The sequence below is a fragment of the Microcoleus sp. T3_B1 genome (genome assembly GCF_036700445.1).
GTDB lineage: Bacteria > Cyanobacteriota > Cyanobacteriia > Cyanobacteriales > Microcoleaceae > Microcoleus.
This window is the reverse complement of the sequence record NZ_JAUBOX010000003.1, coordinates 62,811-87,306: the sequence shown is the minus strand read 5'-3', so window position 1 is coordinate 87,306 and position 24,496 is coordinate 62,811. Positions and strand designations below refer to the sequence as shown.

Here is a 24,496-nt window from a genome sequence, read left to right as displayed (position 1 = left end):
TGCTATGCCTAAAGTTCTAGTATCCGATCCGATCGACCAAGCCGGAATTGACATCCTCTCCCAAGTCGCGCAAGTTGACGTAAACACAGGACTCTCAGCCGAAGAACTGGTACGAATTATTCCAGATTACGACGCTTTAATGATCCGTTCTGGCACCCAAGTTACCAAAGAAATCATTGAAGCCGGGAATTCACTTAAAATTATCGGCAGAGCCGGCGTCGGCGTAGATAATGTCGATGTACCAGCCGCTACCCGCAAAGGAATTGTAGTCGTCAATTCCCCCGAAGGCAACACGATCGCCGCCGCCGAACACGCCCTCGCCATGATGCTCTCGATGTCCCGCCACATCCCGGAAGCTAACGAATCCGTCAAAGCGGGTAAATGGGAACGCAACCGCTTTCTCGGCGTAGAAGTTTACAAAAAAACCCTCGGCATCGTCGGTTTGGGCAAAATCGGCTCCCACCTCGCAGCCGCAGCCAAAGCAATGGGCATGAAACTGCTGGCCTACGATCCCTTCATTTCGACCGAAAGAGCCGATCAGTTGGGCTGCCGCTTGGTAGAACTCGAACTGCTGATGCGCGAATCCGACTACATCACCCTGCACATTCCCAAAACGCCGGAAACCCTGCACTTAATTAACGCTGAAGTGCTCTCGAAAATGAAGCCCACGGCCCGCATCATAAACTGCGCCAGAGGCGGCATCATCGACGAAGCAGCCCTCGCAGAAGCCATTAAAGAAGGCAAGATTGCCGGCGCAGCGCTCGACGTTTACGAACACGAACCGCTGCAAGCTGATTCCCCGCTGCGGAGTGTCGGTCAGAACATCGTGCTGACGCCCCACTTGGGAGCATCCACAGCGGAAGCTCAGGTGAATGTGGCGATCGACGTGGCTGAACAAATTCGCGATGTACTGTTGGGGCTGCCCGCGCGATCGGCTGTTAACATACCAGGAATTTACCCAGACTCGATCGAAAAACTCAAACCCTACCTGCAACTCGCCGAAACCCTCGGCAACCTCGTCAGCCAGCTAGCCGGAGGCCGAGTCGATTACCTCAACGTTCAACTGCAAGGCGAATTGGCCAGCAACCAAAGCCAGCCCGTAGTCGTCGCCGCCCTCAAAGGCCTGCTCTCCCAAGCCCTGCGAGAGCGCGTTAACTACGTCAACGCCAGCATTGAAGCCAAAGAACGCGGAATTCGCGTCGTCGAAACCAGAGACGCCTCAATTCGCGACTACACCGGCTCCCTGCACCTCTCGGCCAAGGGAACTCTCGGTGAACACACAGTCACGGGTGCTGTGCTCGGCGAAAGCGAAATTCGGATTACCAGCGTTGACGATTTCCCGGTCAACGTTTCCCCCACTCACCATATGCTGTTTACCCTGCACCGCGATATGCCGGGGATTATTGGCAAAATTGGTTCCCAATTGGGCAGTTTTAATGTCAATATTGCCAGTATGCAAGTAGGCCGTAAAATCGTGCGAGGCGATGCGGTGATGGTTTTGAGCCTCGATGACCCTCTACCAGAGGGGATACTGGCCGAGATCCTAAAAGTTCCGGGAATTCGGGATGCTTACACGGTAAATCTTTGACGGATTTTGGAGTTTAGATTTTGGATGCCAGGGCTGATAATTGGTAATGGGTAATTGATCGTTGGTAATTGGCCTGAAAGCGGGAATTTTTCTATTAGCCAATCCTCATTCCTCACTCCCCAGTTCCCAGTCTCCAGTTCCCCTGGGTCAATCTAAAATCTAAAATCTAAAATCTAAAATCGTTATGGCACATAGCTGGTGGGAAATTAGAATTCTTTGCGATCCGGCGCTGGAAGATATCATCTTTTGGCGTCTGGAACGATTTAACTGTCGGGGAACTGCTACGGAGCTCAAAAGCAATTCCTGCCTGATGTCGGCTTATTTGCCCGAAGAACAGGCAGGATTGCTGGATTTGGCCGCTCTGTCTCTGTGGCTGCGCCAAGATGCTCTGTGTGCAGGTTTGCCCCTACCTGCGATGCAGTGGGATTTGATTGAAGATGAAGACTGGGGCAGCACTTGGAAGGAGCACTGGCAGCCTCAAGAAGTGGGCGATCGCTTTTTAATTAACCCGGCTTGGCTGCCCTTACCGACTGATACCGATCGCGTTATTTTGCGTTTAGATCCCGGTGTGGCCTTCGGTACCGGTGCTCACGCTACTACTCAACTTTGTCTGGAGTCGCTGGAAATGCGGCTCGGTTTTGATGACAAAGAGTGCATCGTTGCTGATATCGGCTGCGGATCGGGTATTTTGTCGATCGGCGCGGTGTTGTTGGGCGCTACAAAAGTTTATGCTTTGGATACTGATCCTTTGGCAGTGCGATCGACCATTAGCAACAGACTACTCAACCGCGTTAATTCTCAGCAGTTGGTTGCAGAGCTCGGAAGTATCGATCGTTTGAAAGAAATGGTCGATGAGCCGATCGACGGTTTGATATGCAACATTTTAGCAGAAGTAATCATTGATTTAATCCCGCACTTCACTGCAATTAGCAAACCCACTACTTGGGGCGTGCTCAGCGGCATTTTGCTCGAACAAGCTAAGCCAATTGCTGACACTCTCGAACAGCACGGCTGGATTGTCGCTACTTTGTGGAAGCGCCAAGATTGGTGTTGTTTTAATATTCGGCGCAGTTAGCGTTTTTAGATTTGAGAGTTGAGATTTTAGGACTGTTGTATTCATTCTGAGCCATCTGGATTACTTGGTATGCGATCGGGTTCAACCTCTCGCACAGCTTGATATATTTATTGATAAAAAGTAGAAGTAATCGCGCTATTATCAAAGTATAAACAGCTTGAATAAGAAAGCTATGGACGTTGAAGAACTATATAGACGTTACGCTGTCGGAGAGAGGGATTTCTCTGGAGTTGATTTAAGTCATGCTGATTTAAACGTTGCTGACGTGGGTGATATTAGAGACCTCCCACCAGGTCAGAATGAGTTGAGTGGTATCAATCTCAGCGGTGCTAACTTGACTAGAGCCGATTTGAGTTTTGTTAATCTCAGCGGTGCTAATTTGAGTAGTACGAACCTTGAATCTGCTATCCTATTGGGTACTATATTGATTGCTGCCGATTTGAGGGACGCTATCTTAGATTATGCCGAACTGGGAGGCGAACTGGTTGATGCCGACTTGAGAGAAGCCAACCTGCATTGTACGCGATTGATTGATACTAACCTGACTAGAGCCAATCTAATGGGTGCAGAATTTGCAGCCACCGGAGAAGGTCGTGTGATTTTCTGCAATACCATTATGCCTGATGGTACTATTAGGAATGACGATTGCTCCTAAAGGGATTGATAGATCGGTTTTGCTGGAAAAGGGTATTGGAGATGGTAGGATATACTTTGATTATCTCATTAGCACGGTCTAAGATTGATTTGATATAAGAAAAAGTCAAATCAGCTTCAACTCATAGACTTTATTAAAAGTCAATAGCCTGGTATGCTAAGCAAGCTTTCCAGGCTAATTTGTTTGATGTCTATACGATCAGCCTTATGATTCGATTATTTCCTCTATCTCGTCTGGAATATTTGAGAAGAAGTCAAGCTCAGTCAACTCCTCAATTTGGTTAACAGTCAGTTGCCATGTTTGCCAATTTCTCCAAGCAGCTTTGTTTTGTATGTCTGGAAGACTTAACCCCAACAAAGTATTGAATGGGTGAGGAACTGGAAGTGGGAAATCTCCATTCGCATCTACCGATCCATTTGGATTAGTTGGGACGTGAGCTGGTTCAACCTCGTTGGGTGTCAAAATGCCGTAAGTTGTAGTGTTAGCAATTGTGACATTAGCAGGATTCAGTCCTGGTTGCTCTAAATCCAGTACGACCTTCCAAGTCCAACCAGGAATATTGATTCCTTTGCTTGTAAGAATCTGGGGATTTGTTAATCTGCTGGGTCTTGCTCTATGGCTTATACGTTGAGGATTTAGATTGCTTTCATAACCCCCAGCGACAACATAAAGCTCTTTTGAGTCAATATTAGTAGTGGATGCAAGCAAATCATCAAAACTCGTCCATGCTGGACTTGGCGGATTTTCATCTAGGCTGAGATCGTTGTTATCTTGATGCTGTGGAACTACATTCGTCATCAAAAAAGTCGCTATGTTGTCCTTTTCACTATTAGTTCGCTGAGACGAAGGTAGCATATGACCCCTTGAATACAAACTGTTGCTGTAGTCCTCATTTTTGACCCGACCCCAAGTTTCAGGAATACTTTGATCTTCGATAAATCTGAGATTTGAGCGCGCAACACTACCCAGCCACTTTTGATTCAGTTGCCAACTTACCCATTTAGGAGTTTTACTGCTGTCATCATAAGCAGTGGCAAACTGTGCTTTCTCTAGCAAATAGTTATTGCGCTCCGCAATAGCAAGATCAGTTGTGTTCCTGGCATCTGAGGGATTTCCAAACAGTAGATGTTGGCTTTTGAAAAATACATTATCTAAGTAAACATTACCGCCACCAACAACTTCAAACTTCAGAGTTGCTACTTGACCGCGCAAATTGTCAGGCACCTCTACTTGGAAAGTCTCAAACCCTTGAATTCCATAATCAATCCTTTGTGTATCTGCTAAATATGCACCTCTTGTACGATTCGCTCGCCTCAAGTTGATCGATGATGAAACGCCTAAAGGACTTCCATCTGCTGCTGACAAAGTGACCAAAACTGTTCTGCGTCGATCTCGATCCACCAGTTCTGTTTCGGGAACATGGAGGTCAAATCGTAAATTCCCCCACTCAGGCACAACAAAACGGTTGTGAGTAATACTTTTACCTGATTCTAGCTTCAGAGCATAATTTGCTTGAGTTCGATCGACCCCAATCCTATCGAGTTCCGCGTGCAAAGCCGGAGCCTCTGTTGCAGATAGCTGATTCACATCAACGAGATTGCTGGTAGACACACTCGCTGACGTTTCGCCATTATGAAAAGACCAACCAGGAATCGCATTAGAAAAAATAGTCCGATTACCACCCTGCGGATTGAAAACCGCATCAAAATTGCCGTTAAACAAAGTAGGAACCGCAGCATCTCCCCGCATCCTGGCATCATAAGTATTGTCAAAATCTACCGGGATACGCTCTACATTCGTTTGGGGACGAAACTCCTTTCCGCCACCCAAAACCGAATAAAACCACCCCGTACCAATTCCTTCCCAAGGAGCAGCATCAACACCATGCTCAAAACTGTCTTCCGGCGTATACCAAGGGCTAACGCGAGCGGCACCTGTCAAAACAGTAGCGCCAAATGAAAAGTCCTTATCGAACAAAGGTTCGCGATACCCATCGCCGCGTCGGCGGAAAAGAGGATTAGCATCTAAGTTTTCATCGAACGGGAAGTTAGTTGGAAACAAATCTGATGTCCCCCCATACCAACTCAAAACACGTCCGTGTACAGCTCCCCTTCCAGCAATACCAACAGTAGGATCGGTTTCCTTCGTAAACCCAGCACGACTGTTGTCATAATCTGGGTTATTTTGATTAGTTCCCAGAAAAACAGACAAATCCGGTTCTCCCAACAGCGGAGCAGTAGCATCGGGATTTTCTGACCTCCAACCTTCTCGCGGAAACTGAAGTCCGGGGGCTGTTTTTCCATCTTCAGTAGACGGAAGATTGGGAATATCCCGACCCGCAGGCGAAACCGTACCTCCTGATAAATCCGGTACTGTCTGATAGTAATTATCCGCAAAAGTGACATTTTCCCAAACCTGAACCTTCGGTTCGCGGAAATCGCCGAAATTATCTGTCACTACATTTAGCCCCGGTTGGTCGAAATCGTGGGGGTCTAAAGTTGTCATCTGAAGGTCGCGAATATCAGAGTTTTCTTTTCCACCAGCTTCAGGAAAATGAGTCCCCAAACGCTGAATAATTTCGCTGTTAACAACTGTTCCCCGACTGAAACCAACAAAATGCAGCGGTGAATTGAAAATTGCTCCTTGTTTTGCCGTGCTATTTTCATCAATGAACAGTTGGTCTAACTGCACGATGGAAGCAAAGAAAGTATCTGCCACTGCTTCGCTAAAACCTGAATCAGGAGCTGCCGATTCATTATTATTCGACCAGTCATTCAGCAGCACTAACGGTTGATTGTTGTCAAGGTATGGAGCTATGTAACTCTCCAACTTGGTGAGATAGTCGGCGTCATTTTCTGGATTCTCACCTGCTGGGAAATCTGGCGCAACCGCTCCATATTTGGTGACAGGAACCCAATAACCAGTAGCGAGGTCGTACCTCATCATCAAACCGTTGTCCTCAGCACCTGCATTGGCAATACTATTGCCCAGTTGGTAAAACTCTGAAGGAATTCCAGGGTTATCAAAAAAGGGAGCACTAAAGGGAGGCTTGAAGCCATGAGTCAGCACAGTTACGCTGGGGAAGACATCATTACCATCATCGGGCTCGGTCAATATTGGCGTCCAAAAATCGCCAAACTCTATGTTCCGGCTGCCATTTTTATTCCAAGCTTCAACAGCCCAATTGTACTCCTGACCCGCTGTCAAAGTGAGGTTGTCAGGTAGCGTGAAGCTGGTATTTGTACCTTCAATAAATGTTTGCCCGCCATCCAAAGTCCACTTGCCAATGCCGTCATCACCTCTTTGCCAAGTTGCAGTTAGAATTCGGTTGGGGTTGAAGTCGTTCTCTTGGCTGCGGTAAAAAGAAGTATTCCAAGGTTTTGTCAATAAGTCCAACTGTTCTGGTTTGCTCAATCCTTGATTGAACAGAAATTCATTGCCATTCGGGTCTGGTAAATCGACAACTTCATCCCACGGCAGCAGTCCTTCACCTTCATCGAATACGCTGAGGAAGAGGTTAACTTCTTCTACATTTTCACTCGGCAATTCGTCAAATTCCCATTCAAAAGTAGGAGTCAAGTCATTTGAACTATCCCCTGGCCCTGTTAAATCCAACCAATCCAGCGGTGTCGCCGCCAAACCGCGAGAGTTAGTCGCAGAAACGGGAGCTCGCTTGCTACCAGGCGGCACGCCGTAAGTATACTGGCTGTTCGCATCAATCAGAATCTGGAAGTCAGCAGCAACACTAACCGCTGGGTTAATATTATCAATGGGCACTGTGGAAAGGTCAGCAACCGTAGCATTTCGTGCTGTAGTGCTGTCAAACAAAGGCAGCCCGACACCTCGACCTTTAGCATCAATTTGAAATTGAGCGGGGTTGGTCACTGTTTTGACGAATTCTTCAGTGTCAAAAACATACACCTTGCCATTAGCACCGCTCAAATTGGGATAGGAAGCATAGAGGTACTTGCTATTACCTGAAAGCGCTAAATCAGTAGCAAATCCGTCGGGAATTGGTCGAGTTGCTGCTACTAATTGCGGATTTGTCAGCGGGTCTTTGATAATGCCGATATTGCTACCGGCCCGCGGGTCTCCATCCACGCTGGGCAATTCCTGACCGAAAAATTTCGTGTCCGCATTGCGACCCACAACAAACGCATAGCTAGCATCCGGTAAAACCGTTACCGAAACTCCCTCATTCACATCGAAGTAATCAAAAGTTGAACCCAGCCCTAAACTTGCATAGCGAGTGGTAGCAGCAAAACTTACCGGGTCATTATTAGTAATATCCAGTACGCCAAATCCTTTGCTATCTTTGCCGCTGTTTGTGAACGTCATTTTCAGCGGATCGACCGTAGCAGCTAATCCTTCTAACCCTTCATCAGCCGTTACAGTTCCGATTAATTGATTCCACTTTCGGGGGTTCTGACTTGGATCGCGGGGTCGGTCTTTGGGGTCAATATTCACAACGTAAATCTGGCTGTTTAACCCATTGGGCGCGGTAACGAATAGCTTCTTGCCGTCGCTGCTAATTGCCATCTGTCGCAAACCGCTAGGTGCTGCACCAACTGTGATAGTTTGGGTAACTTGGTGATACTTGGAGGAGAACGGGTTGATATCGAGAACGTAGATGGAATTGCCGCCAGCTTTGCCGTCAGCAATGTAAGCGTATTGGTCGCGAGAATCAAGTACAATTGAACGAGGCGTTGCACCGCTAGGCAAATCGATCGGATTGATGCCAGCTATATCGGCTTTGGTGTCTATTTGCTGTCGGGTTATCGGATCGACTAAAGCGACTCGACCTGAAGCTTCTAGAGGCACGTACACGCGAGAACCGTCGCTAGTTACAGTCAAATCTCTGGCTCTATCTAGTCGATCGTCCGTACCTACAGCAATGTTACCAATTAGCAAGTCGCTGCTGTTCGTTGTCGCCACAACAGATTCGGGGTCGGAACCGTTGAGTACGGCGATTCTATCCGCTGTCCACTGGGCCCCAAAAACATATTCTGTATCGTTTTCAATCCGGTAGGAATTGCTGTTGTAGAGAATTTCTGTTGCTGGTTCTGCCGGATTTGAACTGACTTTTTCGTTCTGTTTGCGACTGAGGACAATTCGGGAATCGCCCAAGGGTACGGTGTCGGGAACTCTGACAGCTACTTCAAATTTATTGTCTGCTAATTCGCGACTGAGGTTGGTTAGTATTGTGCCTTCGTAAGCTTGGTCACCAACATAAAATTTTACCACTAAATCGCTAAATTGGCTACCTTTGGGGTCGCCAAAGTTGTCTGCTAAAACGTTGCTTCCCGTCAGAAACAAAACTGGTAGATTGTTCTCAAAAGGTTGATTGTTTGCGTCTTTGAATTTGACTTCTGCACTTTCAATCAGTGGAGGATTTTTGGGATTTGCCGCATTTGGAGCGAGTTGAGATGCGCGTCTTTCCGCAAAAATACCCTCTTTACCGAAGTAGTCGATTTGTCTTTCGTTTACAGGTTCGCCAGTGAGAGTATCGAGTTCAAGAGATTTTTTTACGGGGGGGTAAAACTGAAATCCTTTAATGTGGGGCTAAAATTGATGGATTTGGAGGAGATTGTGGTGTCTTCGGGGTTATTGTTAAAACTGTCTGGAAGTCCGGGGAGTGCTGGCTCTGGGGTAGGGCTGCTAAGGGCTTGAGGATTGAGTAAGTTTGCGGTATTTAGGTCGAATTCAGGTATTAAGGTCGTTTCACCAATAGGGAACGGCTCTTGACTGTTGAAGGGCGATTTATTGGAAAATTTCATTAAGATGCGAACAAGCGATACAGTAACTTGTTGTGATTCTTAGTATCTCACCATAGGAAAATTGTTTTTGTCAAGCTGTTGAGGCAGAAATGTGGGTTTTTGTTATAAAACTTTACATTGTGTTCTAGATTCCCAGTACGATCGCACAATTCCGCCAAAACAATCTCGATAATCCGGTGAGAGAGCAATTGCAGCAGAATAATTAAGAACGAGAAACTAAAGAACGGACGTAAAAAGACACCGATCCAATTAAGTAAAAAGCATTCACCAAAATCAACAACGTTTTTCCAACATAAGAATTAACAAAACCAAAAACGCGGTAAGTTGACAGCAGGACTAACAACATTTCAACCAAAGAAACAATTGACCCGTAGTGCTTCCGATCCCAATAAGAAAACGGACTGATAAAACGGTAATTGCTGAACGGAAAAAAGTGCCGATGAGCGTCGTCATTGTGGACAGGCAAATCTCCCAGAGAGTGTAGTATCATGCTGATAAACAGAATTTGCACACTTTGCCAGCCAAAGTAATAAGCAATTAGCAAACCAATAACCGCCAGAGGTATAGAATGAAACAGAGCCACAATATCTTGCACAAAAGGCTCATAATATGCTTTTGACCAAATTGTAGCTTCGGGCAAGCGAGCAATGTATTTCGCCCAAAAGTAAAATAAAAATATTGGGATGTCGGGTAAGATTCCGCCAATGACAATAATGAGATTAGCTTGCGGCAGTTGCGGTGTGCCAAGAATTGCCAGATTGATAATAGCGTGGCTGGGAGTCTTCATCAGTAGGGAGCGTCAACTAGGATTATCTTATTCATAATTGATCAGATATTAGACATCTCCCATAATTCTTGTGGAACAGGCATCCTGCCTGTTCTTGAATATCTTTTTGGGAGATGTCTATTAGGTGACGCACCCTACGTGTGAGATAATTGGCTCCGGTTACAAGTAAGGTTGCACTCGATCGATCAACTGCGCCGGTTGCATAACTCCCTCAATGCGATCGACCTCAGCGCCATTTTTGAACAACACCAAAGTCGGCAAAGCATAAATGTGATACTGCGACGCCAACTGTTCGTACTTATCCGTGTCAATTTTGACAACCATCAGCTTGTCTTTCATCTGACCACTCACTTGCTCCAAAATCGGTGCCATCATCTGACAAGGCCCGCACCAAGTAGCGTAAAAATCCACCAACACGGGCAAGTCAGAGCCCGATAGTAACTCCTCAAAACTGCTGAACTGTTTTTGAACTGCCATAAGACAAAATAATTTTTTGGGTTCTGGCTCGATTTTAGTGCAAAATTCTCTGGTAGATTGCGAGGATACAATTATGGAATTATTACCAGAGACTTTTCAGAGATTGCGGGGTCAAGTTGCTGTCGTGACCGGTGCGTCGCGGGGAATCGGCCGCGCCGTTGCTTTAGCCCTAGCCACAGAGGGCGCTAAAGTCGCCGTCAACTATGCGAGTTCGAGTGCGGCTGCTGATGAGGTGGTAGCAGAAATAGTCGCTGCTGGAGGAGAAGCTGTCGCACTTGCAGCAGATGTCTCGAAAACTGACCAAGTAGATTTACTCACCAGTAATGTCATGGAAAAATGGGGACGAATTGACATTTTGGTGAACAATGCCGGCATTACTCGCGATACTTTGCTGCTGCGGATGAAGTTGGAAGATTGGCAAGCGGTAATTGATTTGAATCTAACTGGCGTGTTTTTGTGTGCGAAAGCTGCCAGTAAAATCATGCTGAAACAGCGAAGCGGCCGAATTATTAATATTGCTTCGGTTGCTGGGCAAATGGGCAATCCGGGACAAGCTAATTACAGTGCGGCGAAAGCTGGGGTAATTGGGTTTACTAAAACTGTGGCGAAAGAGTTGGCCAGTCGCGGGATTACTGTGAATGCAGTTGCACCGGGTTTTATCACTACAGATATGACTAAGGATGTCAAGTCTGATGAGATTTTGAAATATATTCCGCTGGGGAGATACGGGGAAGTTGAGGAAGTTGCCGGGATGGTGAAGTTTTTGGCGGCAGATGCGGCGGCTGCTTATATAACGGGGCAGGTTTTTAATGTGGATGGGGGAATGGTGATGGCTTAGGATTTCGGGATTTTTTTAACCGCAGATATCGCACAGGCAAGATGCCTGTGCCACGAAGGCGGATATCTGCGGTTAATAATTACTTTAGGGCGGCACGCAACTGACTGAGGACTTTTTTGTATTTGGCAATGCGTTGAAAATCTGCCTCTGTCGGATGGGCGATGCGACGCAGATCGAGATTATGAGTAACATCAGCGATTTTGACTGCCAATGCGATCGGGTTGGCAATCACACGCTCTAAATAAGCTGCATAAGCTTCTCCTTCTATTTTGGTAATCGCCGCGATCGCCGAGACGATAACTTCAGGAAAACCTTCGCTTCTAAGTTGCTCAAGTGTAAGTTCCGAATCTTCGACCGCATCGTGTAGAACCGCAACGATTTTCTGCTCTAGAGAATTTACATTTTCCATCACAGCGAGCGGATGATCGAGATAGGGATTGCCTGCCTTATCAACCTGCCCCTCATGAGCTTTGGCTGCGATCGCGATCGCTCGTTGTAGTAATGATTCGTACTCTGAGTTCGTATTTGACAACATAGTAAAGAAGTTCTCTATTAAAGTTTCAGTCCCCTCGCGGGGAAAACGTAGTGTGGGAATTTTTATTTCAAATATTCCTGCAACAATTTCCAAGCCATGTGAGTACCTTCCCCGGCGTTGACTTTTTCAAAATCTACATCTTTTCTCAAAACTACCAAACCCACACCTTCTTTGATTTCTATTTTATCACAATCGCTAACTTTAGCCAAAAAAAGGTGGTTTTCTTGTAAAATCTTTCTCTCTTTTTGGGTCTTTTGGTGAGTAAAAGTTGTGATAAAATCCATTTGGTAAAAATTGGTTGTGAGGCAAGTTTCTTCCTCCATTTCTCGCACTGCTGCCTCCTGTGGACTTTCTCCTATGTCCACGCCACCACCAAAAGTAGAAAGCATTCCTTGACTGGCAATACCGGGAATATTATCTCGCAGTTGTGCCCCAATCTGACCGTTGGGGAGCATGATAAAAATGCGAACTATTGACTGAGGAATATTCATGTTATCGAGGGAATAACAAAACTCAAAAAAGTTGAGCTATAGTTTTCTAATTTGAATCCAAATTTGCCTAATCCCATTGTACGCCGCAGCATACAAAGCCAGCAATTTATTGATAAAACTTTGCCAAATAGAACCTTCCCTTACCTCAGAAACTTCTTCGGTTTCCACGGGCAGCGGCGGCATCCCGACTACTTCATACAGCGGATATTCGCCACTTTTCCCCGGAATTGGCACGGATACGCACCGATTGACGATCGCCAATTCCTTAACTTCCTGATAAGTCTCCTCGGAAATCAGTAAACTTGTTCCCACTTGCTTGTTAGCAGCCTCGATCCGGCTGGCCAAATTCACCGCATCTCCGATCGCCGTAACTGTCTGACTCTTCGACGCCCCCAAATTCCCCACAACCACCCAGCCGCAGTGAATGCCAATCCCAATCCGCAATCGGTGACGGTATAAAGTCTCAAAATAGGGATTGAGTTTCTCTAGTTCCTCCAGCATCTCCACCCCAGCCCTCACTGCTTGTTCCGCCGCCTTGTCGGGATTTTCCAACCCAAACAGTGCCATAAAACCATCTCCCATGTAATTATTAATCATCCCGCCATTGCGGTTGATCGCATAACCCATTTTTTGGAAATAGCGATTTAAAACATAAATTACATCGTAGGGCAACAGCGATTCTGCAAACGCAGTAAACCCGCGAATATCGGCAAACAAAATTGCAATTTTCTTCTCTTGCCCGACAGGAGTAGAAATCAACTTTCCCGCCATTTCGTCGTTAAATGATTCCAAGTCTTCAGAATCGATCGCCAATCGGCGCAAAATCACCTTGCCGCCCGCAACCTGTGTCTGACAAGCCAGTCTAATTTCCGGTTCTAAACGCAATTTTTGGGCAAGTTCCTCTTCCGGCGAAGTGCGCGGAGAGCAAAATTCCAAACCTTCGACAATCAATACCCGGCAAGTCGAACACCGGGCGCTACCGCCGCAGATGTGGGTGTGGGGAATGCCGGCACGCAGGGAAGCTTCGAGAATTATATCGTCGTCGTCTATCTCGATCGTGCGATCGTCCGGCAGATAGTGAATCTGTGGCATATGTGGCGCGTCTAGCTAATTAGCGAGGAATCTCGCGGACATCTGTTATTGCAGCTAACCTGTATGCAAACCCGGTTTCTGGGCATTTTTTCTGTATCCCTGATTCCTTAACTATAAGTCGCGATCGGCATTTACTTATGATTGCGTCAGCTCAACCGCCCAACTGACAACAGTTTAAAAAAAGAATGCAACTCTCAGCAATAGTCCAACTCTTAGCTCATCAGTCATTCCCTCTTCTCAAATCTAAAATGTATAACTGAGCACTAAAATTTTCATCGCACCGTGAAAATACCCCTATTCAAGCTGTAGAGTTAATCTAAAATCTAAAATCTAAGATATCAAATAAACTGACATAATTCTTAATAAAATTCTTATCGCCCCAGCCCCGATAAATCCGTTATCAAATCCCCTTCAACCGCCACATATTTTTAGGATTTTGCGGAGTTTTGCTGTGCAAACCATACTTGGCAATAGTTTCAGCTTTTTTGCTCTCTAACAACCCGCTAATTTTCGTGAGATAGAATAGCAGCATCTTTAAAACCAGTATAACCATGACTTCATCAACAGCCCTACAAAACATCGAAAACCACATTCCCATCGTAGGAGATGTGCATACCAAAAGTCCGATCGCCTACGGAGCAACCCGCCTCGCAGTCACTACAGTTAACACGGTACAAATGGCAGTAGCAGAGTCTTACATCAACGGCTTAGAAGTCCCAGATTCAGTATTGCGATCGCTTTTTGATACCTGTATGCCCGTCTTTTTTAAGCATATCCCGTCCCTGCTTGCACCCTAGGAATGGGTACTAACAGAAACAGATTGTACCGCCGAAGGGCCGCGGGATTTAATGAAGATTCAGTAGGACTTACCTCAAGCTATGCTGAATCCGATGTTAGGCGACGGAAAACTCATTTATCCTAAATACAGCATGGGATTGTGGGAAAAAGGAGCCGCCAACCTTGAACAATCGCAAATGCAGATGATTGATGATGTGATTGAAAAGCTAGAGATTCAGGATGGCGACAATATTTTAGACTTTGGTTGCGGTTGGGGTTGCGTTCCCCATTACATTCTTTCCAAATTCCCCAATGTCCAGTTTACTGGCATTAACCTCAGCCACCACCAATGCGAGTATATGCGTCAGAAGATGCAATACCCCGAAAGCTACCTTAGTTCAGGTCGATTTACCCTATATGAAGGCGATTTGAACGACGCCAACTTCGAGACAAAATTTGACAAAATTCTCTCCATCGGAGTTGTTGAGCATGTAGGCAATTTAACGAAAGCTTTCCAAAAGCGGGCATCTTTCCTGAAGGATAACGGCAAAGTTTTCATTCACATCATCACAGTTCGCACTCCCAACAATATATCCAGCGGTTTCACCCACAAATACATTTTCCCCCACGGCTGTTACTGGAAATACGATGTTCCAGCCACAATAAAGACCTCAAAACCCTAAACAACTGGTATCTCAACGGATACAATTACTCCACAACCTTTGCTAACTGGCTGAAAAATTTTGACGATTCTCAGGCAATAGTCAAAGATTTAGACTACGGCATCGACTATGCCAAATTTCGCCGCATCTGGCGGTTTTACTTAATTTGGTTTGTGGCTAATTTCGCGAGTTGCGATGGCGAATATAACGGCAACGGTCAATATTTAATGACTCATGCCTAATCGCTAATCCGTAAACCCAGCTCAAAAAACCGAACACCCAGAACCCCGACATCTTTGAGATGTCGGGGTTCTTGAGTGCGAGCTACTTATCGGGAGAATGAAACCTTTCAATCTAGATTTAGGGCGATCGAGAAGTGTTGCCTGCTTTTGAGAAATTTTTCTGATTTAAAAAAAAGTCCGGAATCAGATTATCGATCGCTGAATAAGACCTATATCAAGCGTGAGCCTGCACAATACTTTTTAAATTCCATCCTCGATCGGTAGTGATGATCTCCGAGCTTTTACTACAAAAAGAGAGTTGATTTATACAATGGTAGACAATATGAAACCTTCTCTTCCTCAAGACGACCAGAACCAAGAACAGCGCAAAGATTCCTTGAAGCGTCAGCAACAAGCTTATCAGTTTGACAATGACGCTTTATCGCCTTTGGCATTATTGAAAGATGTGCCGCCAGTCGAGAACTTTTCGAGCAAGTATATTGGAGAGCGGATACTAGCAACATCGGAACTTCCCGGAAATATGCTGGCAGCCGATTCGAGAAGTTTTCTCGATCCTCTCGACGACCTCCAAGACTATGAAGATTTCTTTACTCTGCTGCCGCTACCTGCTGTTGCCAAAATCTACCAAACCGATCGCTCTTTTGCAGAACAGCGCCTGTCTGGAGCAAATCCGATGGTGCTTCGTTTGTTAGATGCCGGCGATCCTCGGGCGCAAACACTGGCACAAATTTCCAGCTTTCACCCATTATTCGATCTGGGCCAAGAGTTGCAACAAAAAAACATTTACATTGCCGATTATACGGGTAGCGACCAACACTATCGCGCGCCTTCAAAAATTGGAGGCGGCAGCTATGAAAAAGGCAGAAAATTCTTGCCAAAACCGCGAGCTTTTTTCGCTTGGCGGTGGACGGGAATTCGCGATCGCGGTGAACTGGTGCCGATCGCCATTCAACTAGATCCGACCCCAAATAGCCATCTTTACACCCCGTTCGATCCTCCTGTGGATTGGCTGTTTGCGAAACTCTGCGTGCAAGTAGCAGATGCCAATCACCACGAAATGAGTTCGCATTTAGGTCGAACTCATCTGGTGATGGAACCAATCGCGATCGTCACCGCCCGACAGTTGGCTAAAAATCACCCCCTTAGCCTGCTGCTGAAACCGCACTTTCGGTTTATGCTGGTCAACAACGAGCTGGCGCGTTCTTATTTGATCGCTCCGGGCGGGCCAGTCGATGACTTGCTAAGCGGTAGCTTGCCAGAGACAATGGAAATAGCTAGAGAGGCTTGCAGTAACTGGAGTCTGGATCAATTTGCCTTCCCAACCGAACTGAAAAATCGGGGCATGGACGATCCAAATCAACTGCCTCACTATCCTTACCGAGATGATGGATTGCTGCTGTGGAATGCGATCGAAACCTTTGTCTCCGGCTATCTCAAACACTTTTACCCGACGAAAGAGGCGATCGCAGAAGATGTGGAACTGCAAACCTGGGCACAAGAATTAGCCTCTGAGAACGGCGGTAAAGTCAAAGGAATGCCAAGCAAAATCGACACAGTTGAACAATTAATTAAAATTGTCACAACTGTAATTTTCACCTGCGGCCCGCAGCATTCAGCCGTCAATTTTCCCCAGTACGAATACATGGCTTTTGCCGCCAATATGCCCTTGGCAGCCTACCGGGACATTCCGAAAATTACCGCTTCTGGCAATCTCGAAGTGATTACAGAAAAGGATATTTTACGGTTGCTTCCTCCGTACAAGCGAGCGGCTGAACAACTGAAAATTATGTTTATTTTGTCAGCTTATCGATATGACCGTTTAGGTTTTTACGATAAATCTTTCCGAGAACTCTACCGGATGAGTTTCGACGAAGTTTTTGCGGGAACGCCGATCCAAGTTTTAGCCAGACAGTTCCAGCAAAATTTGAATATGGCAGAACAAAAGATTGATGCCAACAATCAAAAACGAGTAATCCCTTACTTTTCTCTCAAGCCGTCGTTGGTGCTAAATAGCATCAGTATTTAGGAGTGTATTTTGGGGGCGGGCGACACACCCAACCCCTACTCCCCACAAGAAAATTCCTTTGCCCATTCTCAGCTTTTGTAGTCTTCAGCGATCGAGCAATTTACAGACATTGTTCCAGAGGAATCAGTGAAGGTAACTTCATCTTGATAATGCCGGGGTGTTTCCACCAGCAACCGCCAAGCGTCGCCAGCATCGATTAAATTCATGCGATCGGGATAGTGAATTTGCAACAACTCTTGCACCATCGGATAATAGTTTGAGTTGATGCTGGGGAAAATATGATGCTCTGTGTGGTAAGAGAAATTTAAGTGCAGCAGGTCAAATATTTTAGGAACCCGCACAGAAGCACTGTTGATCAGCGGGTCATTAATGGCGGTCATCCGGCAACCCATATGATTGGTATAGATGTAAAACATTGCCCCTGCATGACCAATTGCGATCGGCAAAAAGTACGCAAGAGCGATTTTGAGCGGATGAAAATTTAGGTAGAATAAAATGCTCGCATGAAGGCCTAAAATTCCCAGACATTCAAATGCGATTGTCAATCTATCTTTAGGACTAACTGTAAAGGCAGCCGGTACGTAATCAACAGATTTATCGTTAAATAACAGCACCGATGTGAGATTGCGGAAATTATGCACTAACCACGAACCCGCCATCCCTATAATTAACCACACCGGATTGACTTCCACCGACGGTACAAACAGATTTTGAATCCATTTTCCCCAAGTATCTGGTTGCTGGTACAGATAGTTGCGATCGGGGTCTGCCAAAGAATTCGTGTTATTGTGATGTACGAGGTTGTGCAGGGATTTCCACTGTGTAGGTGGCATAAACAGCATACTTAGTCCCAAAAAGGCGATCGGATAAGTCAGGCGAGACTTTTTCTGAACGCTGCCGTGCATCAAATCGTGGGAGCTAAATAGCAAAACTATGATACTATTACCCATCATGACGGCTAAAGGTAAGTAAAGCCATAAAAGGTAGACAGGCCAGCGATCGAGATTATCAGCAATTCCCCATCCTAACAATAATATCCCGATATTTATCAGCAGTATCCCTAACTTGCTGGAATTCGCTTCAAAGGCCTCTGATGGCAGAAGTGGACGCAATTTCTTAACATATACCGAGTGGTGAATTAGCGTTTCTTTGCCTAAAGTCGGCGTTGCGGTCTTGTCTAGAGTATTGACTGATTTTTCGGATTTCATGTGATCGCTAAGAGTATTTTCATGTGAGTTAATAAGTTTCTAAATTTAATTAGATTCCGTACCCGATTTTAGATTGAACCCACACATAAATCCGGCGGCTTATTGTTAGGAGGCGGAGATTTTATCTGTCTCCACTGCGGCTATCCGGGAGCTTGCGATCAAATTGCTTGAGATCGAGGCGGCCTGATTGTTCTACCAAGATATTATTGTATCCTATAAAAAGATTTTTGGAACAACTATTAAAGGCTTACGCATCGATAATAGTCTCCCACTTTTCACTTTGGTTTAATCCCAATAACGAATTCTAAATAACCTATAAGATTAAAAAAGTCCGTTTCCCTGAACAATTTCTTTAATTGTCGTCAGTGTATCTAACCCGATCAATCCTCGGCGATAACCTTTTTGGTTGGACATTCCCAAAAATATCGCATCTCCCCGATTTTGATAGCGCCAAAACCGAGGTGAGGCATTAATAAAAGTTGAGGCGCTGTTAACATCCAGAGCAAATTGGCGACTTTCTAAGTAAGATTCAGTGGCAATGCAGTCAGCGTGACCACTGCTGTAGCGGTTGATCCAGCCGATCGCAATCTCTAAACTATCGACAACTTTAAACGCTATGGTTTTGTTTAAATACGGTTGAGTCCACTCGTATTGTTCCGCCAGCTTCAACTCTGGGAAATCTGCAACAAGATCCGCATCGCCGCTAATTTGAAAGCCTTTTTCTTTTAAACTGTTCCACAGCCTGACTAAGGAAGAAGGCTTTTGGTTGCGATCGATCAGCACTTTCTCGATCGCATTAACAGGATCGGGCACGCTTTGATGGCTGTCCAAAATCATCCACCTTGCCATCTCCAAACTACCAGTCGGCGACCAATAAAGGTAACAATTTCCCATTGCCGACCTCAAAACTGGTGCTGTGCACAGCCTTACCACCTGCTGCACCAAACTTGGTCTACCGTAGGGAATAATTAAATTGAGATATTGGTCTTGAGTGACCAATTCTCGGATCGAAGCGCCCCGATCCGGCGGCAGTATCTGCAAACATCCCGATGGCAAACCTACCTCATCGATCGCCGACACCAAAGCTTCCCCAATTACTGTATTAGTGTGCCAGCTTTCGCTGCCGCCTTTAAGAATCAAACTGTTAGCGCTTTTGAGAGACAAACCCGCGGCGATCGCCCCCAACTCTGGAAAGGCCTCGTAAATTAGAGCGATCGCCCCCAGTGGTAGCGACTGACAGTAAACCTGACACCGATCGACCTGATAAGAAGCATTGATCACCCTACCGATCGGATCTGGCATTTCCCCCAACCGTTGCAGAATTTGCACAGTTGTCTTGATCCGTTCCGGCGTCAGCTTCAGCCACTCCACAATCAACTCGGGAATCGCCATGTCCCGACTCGCTTCTAGATCCAGAGTATTTGCTTCTAAAATATCATTTTGCCGCCGTTTCAGCGAGCCCGCCATCGCCTGCAAAGCTGCAGCGCGATCGGCACTCTTTGTCGTAGCCAACTCCAAAGAAGCTTGATAAGCGCGACGCGCGACATTTGCGGCATCTGATGAATGGGTAAAATCCTCTATTATCATCTAGCTAACGCCTGTAAGCGAGCCATACCATCAGCGCCGGCAGCATTGCTAGCAGCACCGCGACCATTGCCCACAGAATAATATTTGGGCCCGGCGAGTGTAGCGCCAAGGGCAACCAAATCACTAGCGGCACCAATATCATACCCAAAGCCAGTGGCAAGTAATGGGCCTTCAAACCCGGATGCGCTCTGTTCCACTGGTGGCCCGTCCACCGCCAAGCCTGCTTGTAAGGATAGTTCGTTGATAGTTGCTCGATCACGTCTCCACTTTCGTCCAATACAAATATTTGTTGACAGCGGTTGCAGCCAAAGGCTTCTGTCAACGTTATGGGAACTAGACGACCCCGCCGTCGGCAAGGACAGGGGTACTCATCGTTTAAGTCAATCTTTGGAGCTTTTTGAGATGGCACTAGCGATCGGATAAAAAAAGCGTTTTTGCAAAAATAATCGTTAACATATCCACTTAATCAAACTTGTCAATTCCGCCAAAGCGAGGCTTTCAACTGCCTGTTTCGAGATATCGCCCGATCGGCAATTTTGACTTACAAGTTCTGCATTCAATCTTACCACTAACTTAGGTATTTTCAACCATCCTTCATTAGGAGGATACCGAAAACTTTCTTGATCTACTTTCCGGTTTCCTTGATTTTTTTATCTTCTAAAGCGGGTGACGCGATTCGAACGCGCGACATTCACCTTGGCAAGGTGACGCTCTACCACTGAGCTACACCCGCATTTCCTGCGGTATTAATAATATTGTCTCAATTCTCTAAATTTGTCAAGTCTTTTTAGTAAGTTTTTTTCACAAACCCAGTAAACCCCCCCCAAACCCACTCCCCACCTGCAATTTCAGCAGCCAGATCATTAACCAAATCAGTAATTGCCGTGAAAATTGACCGCCATCGGCTAACTACAAAGCTACAATCAAGCTGGAATTGTGGGAGAACACTGTCATGTCAGATTTAAATCGCGGAATCATGAAGTTCAAGGGAGCTGACAGTCCTATAGCGATCGCCATTTCGGCGATTGTCATTGCCGGCGGAATCGGCTTCTTGATCTGGTGGGCATTGCAATCAGCCTACACCTTCAGCTAACAGACTACTCCAACGTAAAACTTATAAGGCATTGCTCAGAAGGCAGAATTTAAGAAAAATTCTGTCTTTTGCATTTTTTTGCCCTTAGTCTTGAATTTATTGCCCAGGAATGCGGATCGATTGCTGACGATCGAATGATTGCCATAAATCACCCGATCGGGCGAGTCGCTAGCATGAGCCGAGATGAATCCCCGATCAACTACTTTTGTAGTACACTTGTAAACACGGCGCGCCGAGAGCGCAGTTTTAAATGCAAGTGTTTGCAAGGGTTGTATCTCAACACAAATTTATGGCAAGCTTTCAGGACATTTTCCAATACTACAGTCGGTACTGGAAAATCTCAGTTTACAGCATAGGCGCATCCAGCGTTTTGGCACTAGCCGATTTGCTTGTTCCTTACGCGATCGGTCAAATATTAAACGTATTGTCGGGTAAAGCTACAGATACAGTAACGCAAAAACTCATAACAGCGATCGCCTCTGTTACCCAGCAGTCACCCAACAAAATATTATCGCTATCCGTCTTGCTGGGCATAATTTTTCTGGTAACAGTCGCCAAAGCACCGGTACAGCCTTGGGTGGGAAGTTGGTTCCACTGGGTGATACCATTGAGGGCAAGGCGCGATCGAATGAGAAGTGCGATCGGCAAAATCCTCACCTTACCCCTAGAATTCTACGACGAAAACAACGCCGGACGGATTGCCAGCCGCATCGCCAAAGGCATCGCCAACCATACTTGGACTTACCCAGAAATTGCCGGCGACTTCATCCCCGAAGTCGTCCGCTTAATCGGCATTTTTGCCGTTATCTGCTTAATTGAGTGGCGGATTGGCTTATTAATTGTGGTTTCATTCCTATTTATCCTCAGTTTCACCCTCAAAGGCCTGCAACAGGTGACTGCGCGGGAAGAAATTCTCGATGAATACATCGAAGATACCGAAAGCCGCAACTCGGAAATTATCACCAACATCAAAACAGTCAAAGCTTTTGCGACAGAAAGCGATGAACTCAAAAGGCAAACCACCAGACTCGATCGCGAATTAAAAGTCGTGATCCACCGCATTCACAAAGGATACGTCACCCTGGGGACATACCAGCAGACGATCGTCCAGTTGTGTTTGTTTTCAGTTCTCGGTTTTAGCCTAGCAGAAACGGTAGGAGGCAAAATTTCCCTCGGATATTTTGTTACCCTTTACACGTTGGCAAGCATGGCATATTCCCAACTGCGTCCGATTAGCATTATCGCCGAATTATTGGCGCGGCGTTATTCTTCAATGATCCGGTTCCACGAGTTTATGCAAACGCCAGACGGTGTTGATGTGGTTAATTTAGCAGAAAATGCTCGATCGGCACAGCCACCTTATAAATTTACCGGCAAAGTTGAGATCAGCGGTTTGACATTCGGGTACGACAGTCAAAAACCCGTTTTGCAAGATGTGAATTTATTGATTTATCCCCGTCACACTGTAGCATTAGTCGGGCGATCGGGTTCCGGGAAATCGACTTTAGTTAAACTTCTGTTTCGCTACTTTGAACCAAACTCCGGCCGCATTCTGATCGACGGCGAAGACATTTGCAGCTTAGACGTGACTCGCTACCGCCAGCGTTTAGCCATTGTCCACCAAGAAGTAGACGTTTTTAACGGTACTTTGCTGGAAAATTTGACATACGGAAACAGAAATGCAACTTTCGAGCAAGTTGAGGATGCTTGTCGCATTGCCAAAGTAGACGATTTTGTGCGGCTGTTGCCCCAAGGTTATTATACCGTGGTCGGGGAGCGAGGAATGCGCTTGTCCGGCGGTCAGCGGCAGCGATTGGGGATTGCCAGGGCGCTGTTGGTGGAGCCGGATGTGTTAATTTTTGATGAGGCTACTTCTAGTTTGGACTATGAGTCGGAGCGATCGATCCAGATAGCCATGCGAAATATTCTCGGTACGCGCACCACCATAATTATTGCCCACAGACTGAGTACAATTCGCGAAGCCGATGCGATCGTCGTACTCGACGGCGGTAGAATCGTCGAAGTTGGCAGTCACGACGAACTCTTGAGTCAACAAGGCATTTATCGCCGGCTGCACTCCCTGCAAGAAACCGGGGAATTAGTGAGTTAGGGATTTCCGATACTTTTTTGCTAACATTTGCTAACAAATACATAAGTTGAGATCAGATCTCAACCAAGGCGTATCAACCGATGCCCGTAGAAATTTCTACAAGCACTTATATTCTTGCCTTCAGCTTGGTTATCGCTTACAGCCCCACGCCAATCTGATTATTTGCTTTGATAATGTAGAGGCAACTTATTTATATAGCGGTTGCGTACTACCAAGGTTTTTCACCTACATCTGAGTGGCTAAATTCATTCTATATGACATGAAGACCAGAAGGCAAATGTAAGTGATTGTTAGCAAATGTCAGAAAAAGTCTGACTGTTAATCAACCTCTTAGTCTAGACTTAGGGTGCTCCGGGCGGCAGTGCTGTTTCATTCTCAGGAAAATCAGGCTTTTGTAGGGGTAGTGCTACCCCTACTCCCCGTGCCTACCCCCCCACAGACGAGTTCACAGGCGTTTGGGACATGGGGGCAGCCACTCTTTGCTGCCCCTACAAGAGAATGAAACAGCCCTGCTGCGGGCGGGCACCCAGCCTAGACTTAGGAATGCACACCTTAAACCAATACGCTTGGGTTAAAACTGTTTATTCCGGGCGATATCCCTTGCAGCATCCCCCTGGTTGTTGGGAGACGCAAGAGTAAGTTCTGGTCCCCCCCTTCGTAGGGGCGGTGCCCCCGTGCCCGCCCTAGGCTAGGGGGGATCGGGCTCGGGCCCAAGCGTATTGCACCTTAAACAGTGTTCAATTTTCCCGTCTGCCGCTAACTCACTTATGTGTTCTCAACTTAATGATTAGAGTTTTAAATATAATGTTGCAAATAAAGATTCTGGTGCTAGGATATATAACTGTGATGGAAATGGGTCGATGCCCGAGCGGTTAATGGGGGCGGACTGTAAATCCGCTGGCTACGCCTACGCTAGTTCAAATCTAGCTCGGCCCACCTCAATTTAATAAGAAGTTAAAATTTAAGAATTAAAAATTAATTTTTTAATTGGAGGTTCTTAATTTTTTATGCCCGTGTAACTCAGTGGTAGAGTACCTCCTTGGTAAGGAGGAAGTCACGAGTTCAAATCTCGTCACGGGCTTCCTAATTTATAGTATATCCATCAAGGGTTTCACGCTCATTGCACAGCAAGAAGGTTAGTTTTCCGCTCAACTTTGGTGCTGATGGTTTTCTAATATGTCCCAAACAACTTCCATATCTGCCAAGTCCGCCCTCGACTTTTTGCGTCTGGCTTTTAACTGATTGAGCAAGTCGGCTGGCTATGGAAATTCTGCGACTCCCCACAAGAAAACTTATTCTTTGTGGAACAGGCATCTTGCCTGTTCTTGAGAATGGTGAAACATCTCAGTTCCAACTGAGATATTGCACCATTCTCCATTACTTTTTTATGAACAGGCTTTTCGGCCTGTTCCACAATAAAATTCATCTGTTGTGGAACAGGCATCTTGCCTGTTCTTGAGAATGGTGAAACATCTC

General features: G+C 46.1%; 20 protein-coding genes and 3 tRNA genes. 11 read left to right on the top strand and 12 right to left on the bottom strand.

The window, feature by feature from the left end; translation table 11 throughout:
• The first annotated feature begins 4 nt into the window (after positions 1-4).
• The 3 genes from serA (at position 5) to QT990_RS02845 (ending at position 3,318) form a co-directional block, all read left to right on the top strand.
• On the top strand, positions 5-1,588 hold the full coding sequence (gene serA, locus QT990_RS02855) for a phosphoglycerate dehydrogenase (protein ID WP_333141086.1): 1,584 nt from the start codon (positions 5-7) through the stop codon (positions 1,586-1,588).
• A 184-nt stretch (positions 1,589-1,772) separates the two neighbouring features.
• Positions 1,773-2,663 (top strand): 50S ribosomal protein L11 methyltransferase, encoded by an 891-nt coding sequence (gene prmA / locus QT990_RS02850; protein ID WP_333141088.1) that lies wholly within the window; start codon positions 1,773-1,775, stop codon positions 2,661-2,663.
• A 172-nt stretch (positions 2,664-2,835) separates the two neighbouring features.
• Complete coding sequence (locus QT990_RS02845; RefSeq protein ID WP_333141089.1) at positions 2,836-3,318, top strand: pentapeptide repeat-containing protein; 483 nt, start codon at positions 2,836-2,838, stop codon at positions 3,316-3,318.
• Between the two features lie 204 nt (positions 3,319-3,522).
• Here the strand turns inward: QT990_RS02845 and QT990_RS02840 are convergent, their stop codons facing one another.
• The 3 genes from QT990_RS02840 to trxA form a co-directional block, all read right to left on the bottom strand.
• The gene (locus QT990_RS02840) at positions 3,523-8,634 is read right to left on the bottom strand and encodes a DNA/RNA non-specific endonuclease (protein ID WP_333464895.1); all 5,112 of its coding nucleotides are present in this window, start codon (positions 8,632-8,634) and stop codon (positions 3,523-3,525) included.
• A gap of 663 nt (positions 8,635-9,297) precedes the next feature.
• Positions 9,298-9,882 carry a hypothetical protein gene (locus QT990_RS02835; protein ID WP_333141093.1) on the bottom strand — a complete coding sequence of 195 codons (585 nt, stop codon included), beginning with the start codon at positions 9,880-9,882 and terminating at the stop codon, positions 9,298-9,300.
• A 159-nt stretch (positions 9,883-10,041) separates the two neighbouring features.
• Positions 10,042-10,359 carry a thioredoxin gene (gene trxA, locus QT990_RS02830; protein ID WP_333141095.1) on the bottom strand — a complete coding sequence of 106 codons (318 nt, stop codon included), beginning with the start codon at positions 10,357-10,359 and terminating at the stop codon, positions 10,042-10,044.
• A 73-nt stretch (positions 10,360-10,432) separates the two neighbouring features.
• On the opposite strand from trxA, the gene fabG reads away from it, so the two are divergent.
• On the top strand, positions 10,433-11,197 hold the full coding sequence (gene fabG / locus QT990_RS02825; RefSeq protein ID WP_333141097.1) for a 3-oxoacyl-[acyl-carrier-protein] reductase: 765 nt from the start codon (positions 10,433-10,435) through the stop codon (positions 11,195-11,197).
• A gap of 79 nt (positions 11,198-11,276) precedes the next feature.
• On the opposite strand, the gene QT990_RS02820 is transcribed toward fabG, so the two are convergent.
• The 4 genes from QT990_RS02820 to QT990_RS02805 all read right to left on the bottom strand — a co-directional run bounded on the left by QT990_RS02820 (position 11,277) and on the right by QT990_RS02805 (position 13,868).
• Positions 11,277-11,732: an HD domain-containing protein gene (locus tag QT990_RS02820; RefSeq protein ID WP_333464894.1), complete on the bottom strand. Its 456-nt coding sequence runs from the start codon at positions 11,730-11,732 to the stop codon at positions 11,277-11,279.
• 62 nt (positions 11,733-11,794) lie between these two features.
• Entirely contained in the window at positions 11,795-12,223 is a 429-nt protein-coding gene (locus tag QT990_RS02815; protein ID WP_333464893.1) for an NUDIX domain-containing protein, read from the bottom strand.
• A gap of 36 nt (positions 12,224-12,259) precedes the next feature.
• Positions 12,260-13,315, bottom strand: a complete 1,056-nt coding sequence (locus QT990_RS02810; protein ID WP_333464892.1) for an adenylate/guanylate cyclase domain-containing protein — start codon at positions 13,313-13,315, stop codon at positions 12,260-12,262.
• A gap of 400 nt (positions 13,316-13,715) precedes the next feature.
• Positions 13,716-13,868 (bottom strand): hypothetical protein, encoded by a 153-nt coding sequence (locus tag QT990_RS02805; RefSeq protein WP_333464891.1) that lies wholly within the window; start codon positions 13,866-13,868, stop codon positions 13,716-13,718.
• Here QT990_RS02805 and QT990_RS02800 point away from each other — a divergent pair.
• The 3 genes from QT990_RS02800 to QT990_RS02790 all read left to right on the top strand — a co-directional run bounded on the left by QT990_RS02800 (position 13,867) and on the right by QT990_RS02790 (position 17,022).
• Entirely contained in the window at positions 13,867-14,112 is a 246-nt protein-coding gene (locus QT990_RS02800) for a hypothetical protein (protein ID WP_333464890.1), read from the top strand. The genes QT990_RS02805 and QT990_RS02800 overlap by 2 nt on opposite strands.
• Positions 14,113-14,193: 81 nt before the next feature.
• Positions 14,194-14,775: a class I SAM-dependent methyltransferase gene (locus tag QT990_RS02795; protein ID WP_333464889.1), complete on the top strand. Its 582-nt coding sequence runs from the start codon at positions 14,194-14,196 to the stop codon at positions 14,773-14,775.
• Positions 14,776-15,318: 543 nt separating this feature from the next.
• On the top strand, positions 15,319-17,022 hold the full coding sequence (locus QT990_RS02790) for a lipoxygenase family protein (protein ID WP_333464888.1): 1,704 nt from the start codon (positions 15,319-15,321) through the stop codon (positions 17,020-17,022).
• A gap of 68 nt (positions 17,023-17,090) precedes the next feature.
• On the opposite strand, the gene QT990_RS02785 is transcribed toward QT990_RS02790, so the two are convergent.
• The 4 genes from QT990_RS02785 to QT990_RS02770 form a co-directional block, all read right to left on the bottom strand.
• Positions 17,091-18,230, bottom strand: coding sequence for a fatty acid desaturase (locus QT990_RS02785; protein WP_333464887.1), 1,140 nt, complete (start codon positions 18,228-18,230; stop codon positions 17,091-17,093).
• A gap of 321 nt (positions 18,231-18,551) precedes the next feature.
• On the bottom strand, positions 18,552-19,817 hold the full coding sequence (locus tag QT990_RS02780) for a glutamate-5-semialdehyde dehydrogenase (RefSeq protein WP_333141111.1): 1,266 nt from the start codon (positions 19,815-19,817) through the stop codon (positions 18,552-18,554).
• Between the two features lie 4 nt (positions 19,818-19,821).
• Positions 19,822-20,226 (bottom strand): hypothetical protein, encoded by a 405-nt coding sequence (locus QT990_RS02775; protein ID WP_333056560.1) that lies wholly within the window; start codon positions 20,224-20,226, stop codon positions 19,822-19,824.
• A gap of 252 nt (positions 20,227-20,478) precedes the next feature.
• Positions 20,479-20,550: transfer RNA gene (locus tag QT990_RS02770), tRNA-Gly, on the bottom strand.
• Positions 20,551-20,769: 219 nt separating this feature from the next.
• Between QT990_RS02770 and QT990_RS02765 the strand changes: the two genes are divergently transcribed.
• The 4 genes from QT990_RS02765 to QT990_RS02750 all read left to right on the top strand — a co-directional run bounded on the left by QT990_RS02765 (position 20,770) and on the right by QT990_RS02750 (position 24,101).
• A complete protein-coding gene (locus QT990_RS02765) occupies positions 20,770-20,910 on the top strand; it encodes a hypothetical protein (RefSeq protein ID WP_172188980.1) in 141 nt (46 codons plus the stop codon).
• Between the two features lie 289 nt (positions 20,911-21,199).
• Entirely contained in the window at positions 21,200-23,020 is a 1,821-nt protein-coding gene (locus QT990_RS02760) for an ABC transporter ATP-binding protein (RefSeq protein WP_333141114.1), read from the top strand.
• Positions 23,021-23,874: 854 nt separating this feature from the next.
• Positions 23,875-23,956: transfer RNA gene (locus QT990_RS02755), tRNA-Tyr, on the top strand.
• A 73-nt stretch (positions 23,957-24,029) separates the two neighbouring features.
• A tRNA-Thr gene (locus QT990_RS02750) sits at positions 24,030-24,101 on the top strand.
• 153 nt (positions 24,102-24,254) lie between these two features.
• Here QT990_RS02750 and QT990_RS02745 read toward each other — a convergent pair.
• Positions 24,255-24,464: a hypothetical protein gene (locus QT990_RS02745; protein ID WP_333141116.1), complete on the bottom strand. Its 210-nt coding sequence runs from the start codon at positions 24,462-24,464 to the stop codon at positions 24,255-24,257.
• Between the last annotated feature and the right edge of the window lie 32 nt (positions 24,465-24,496).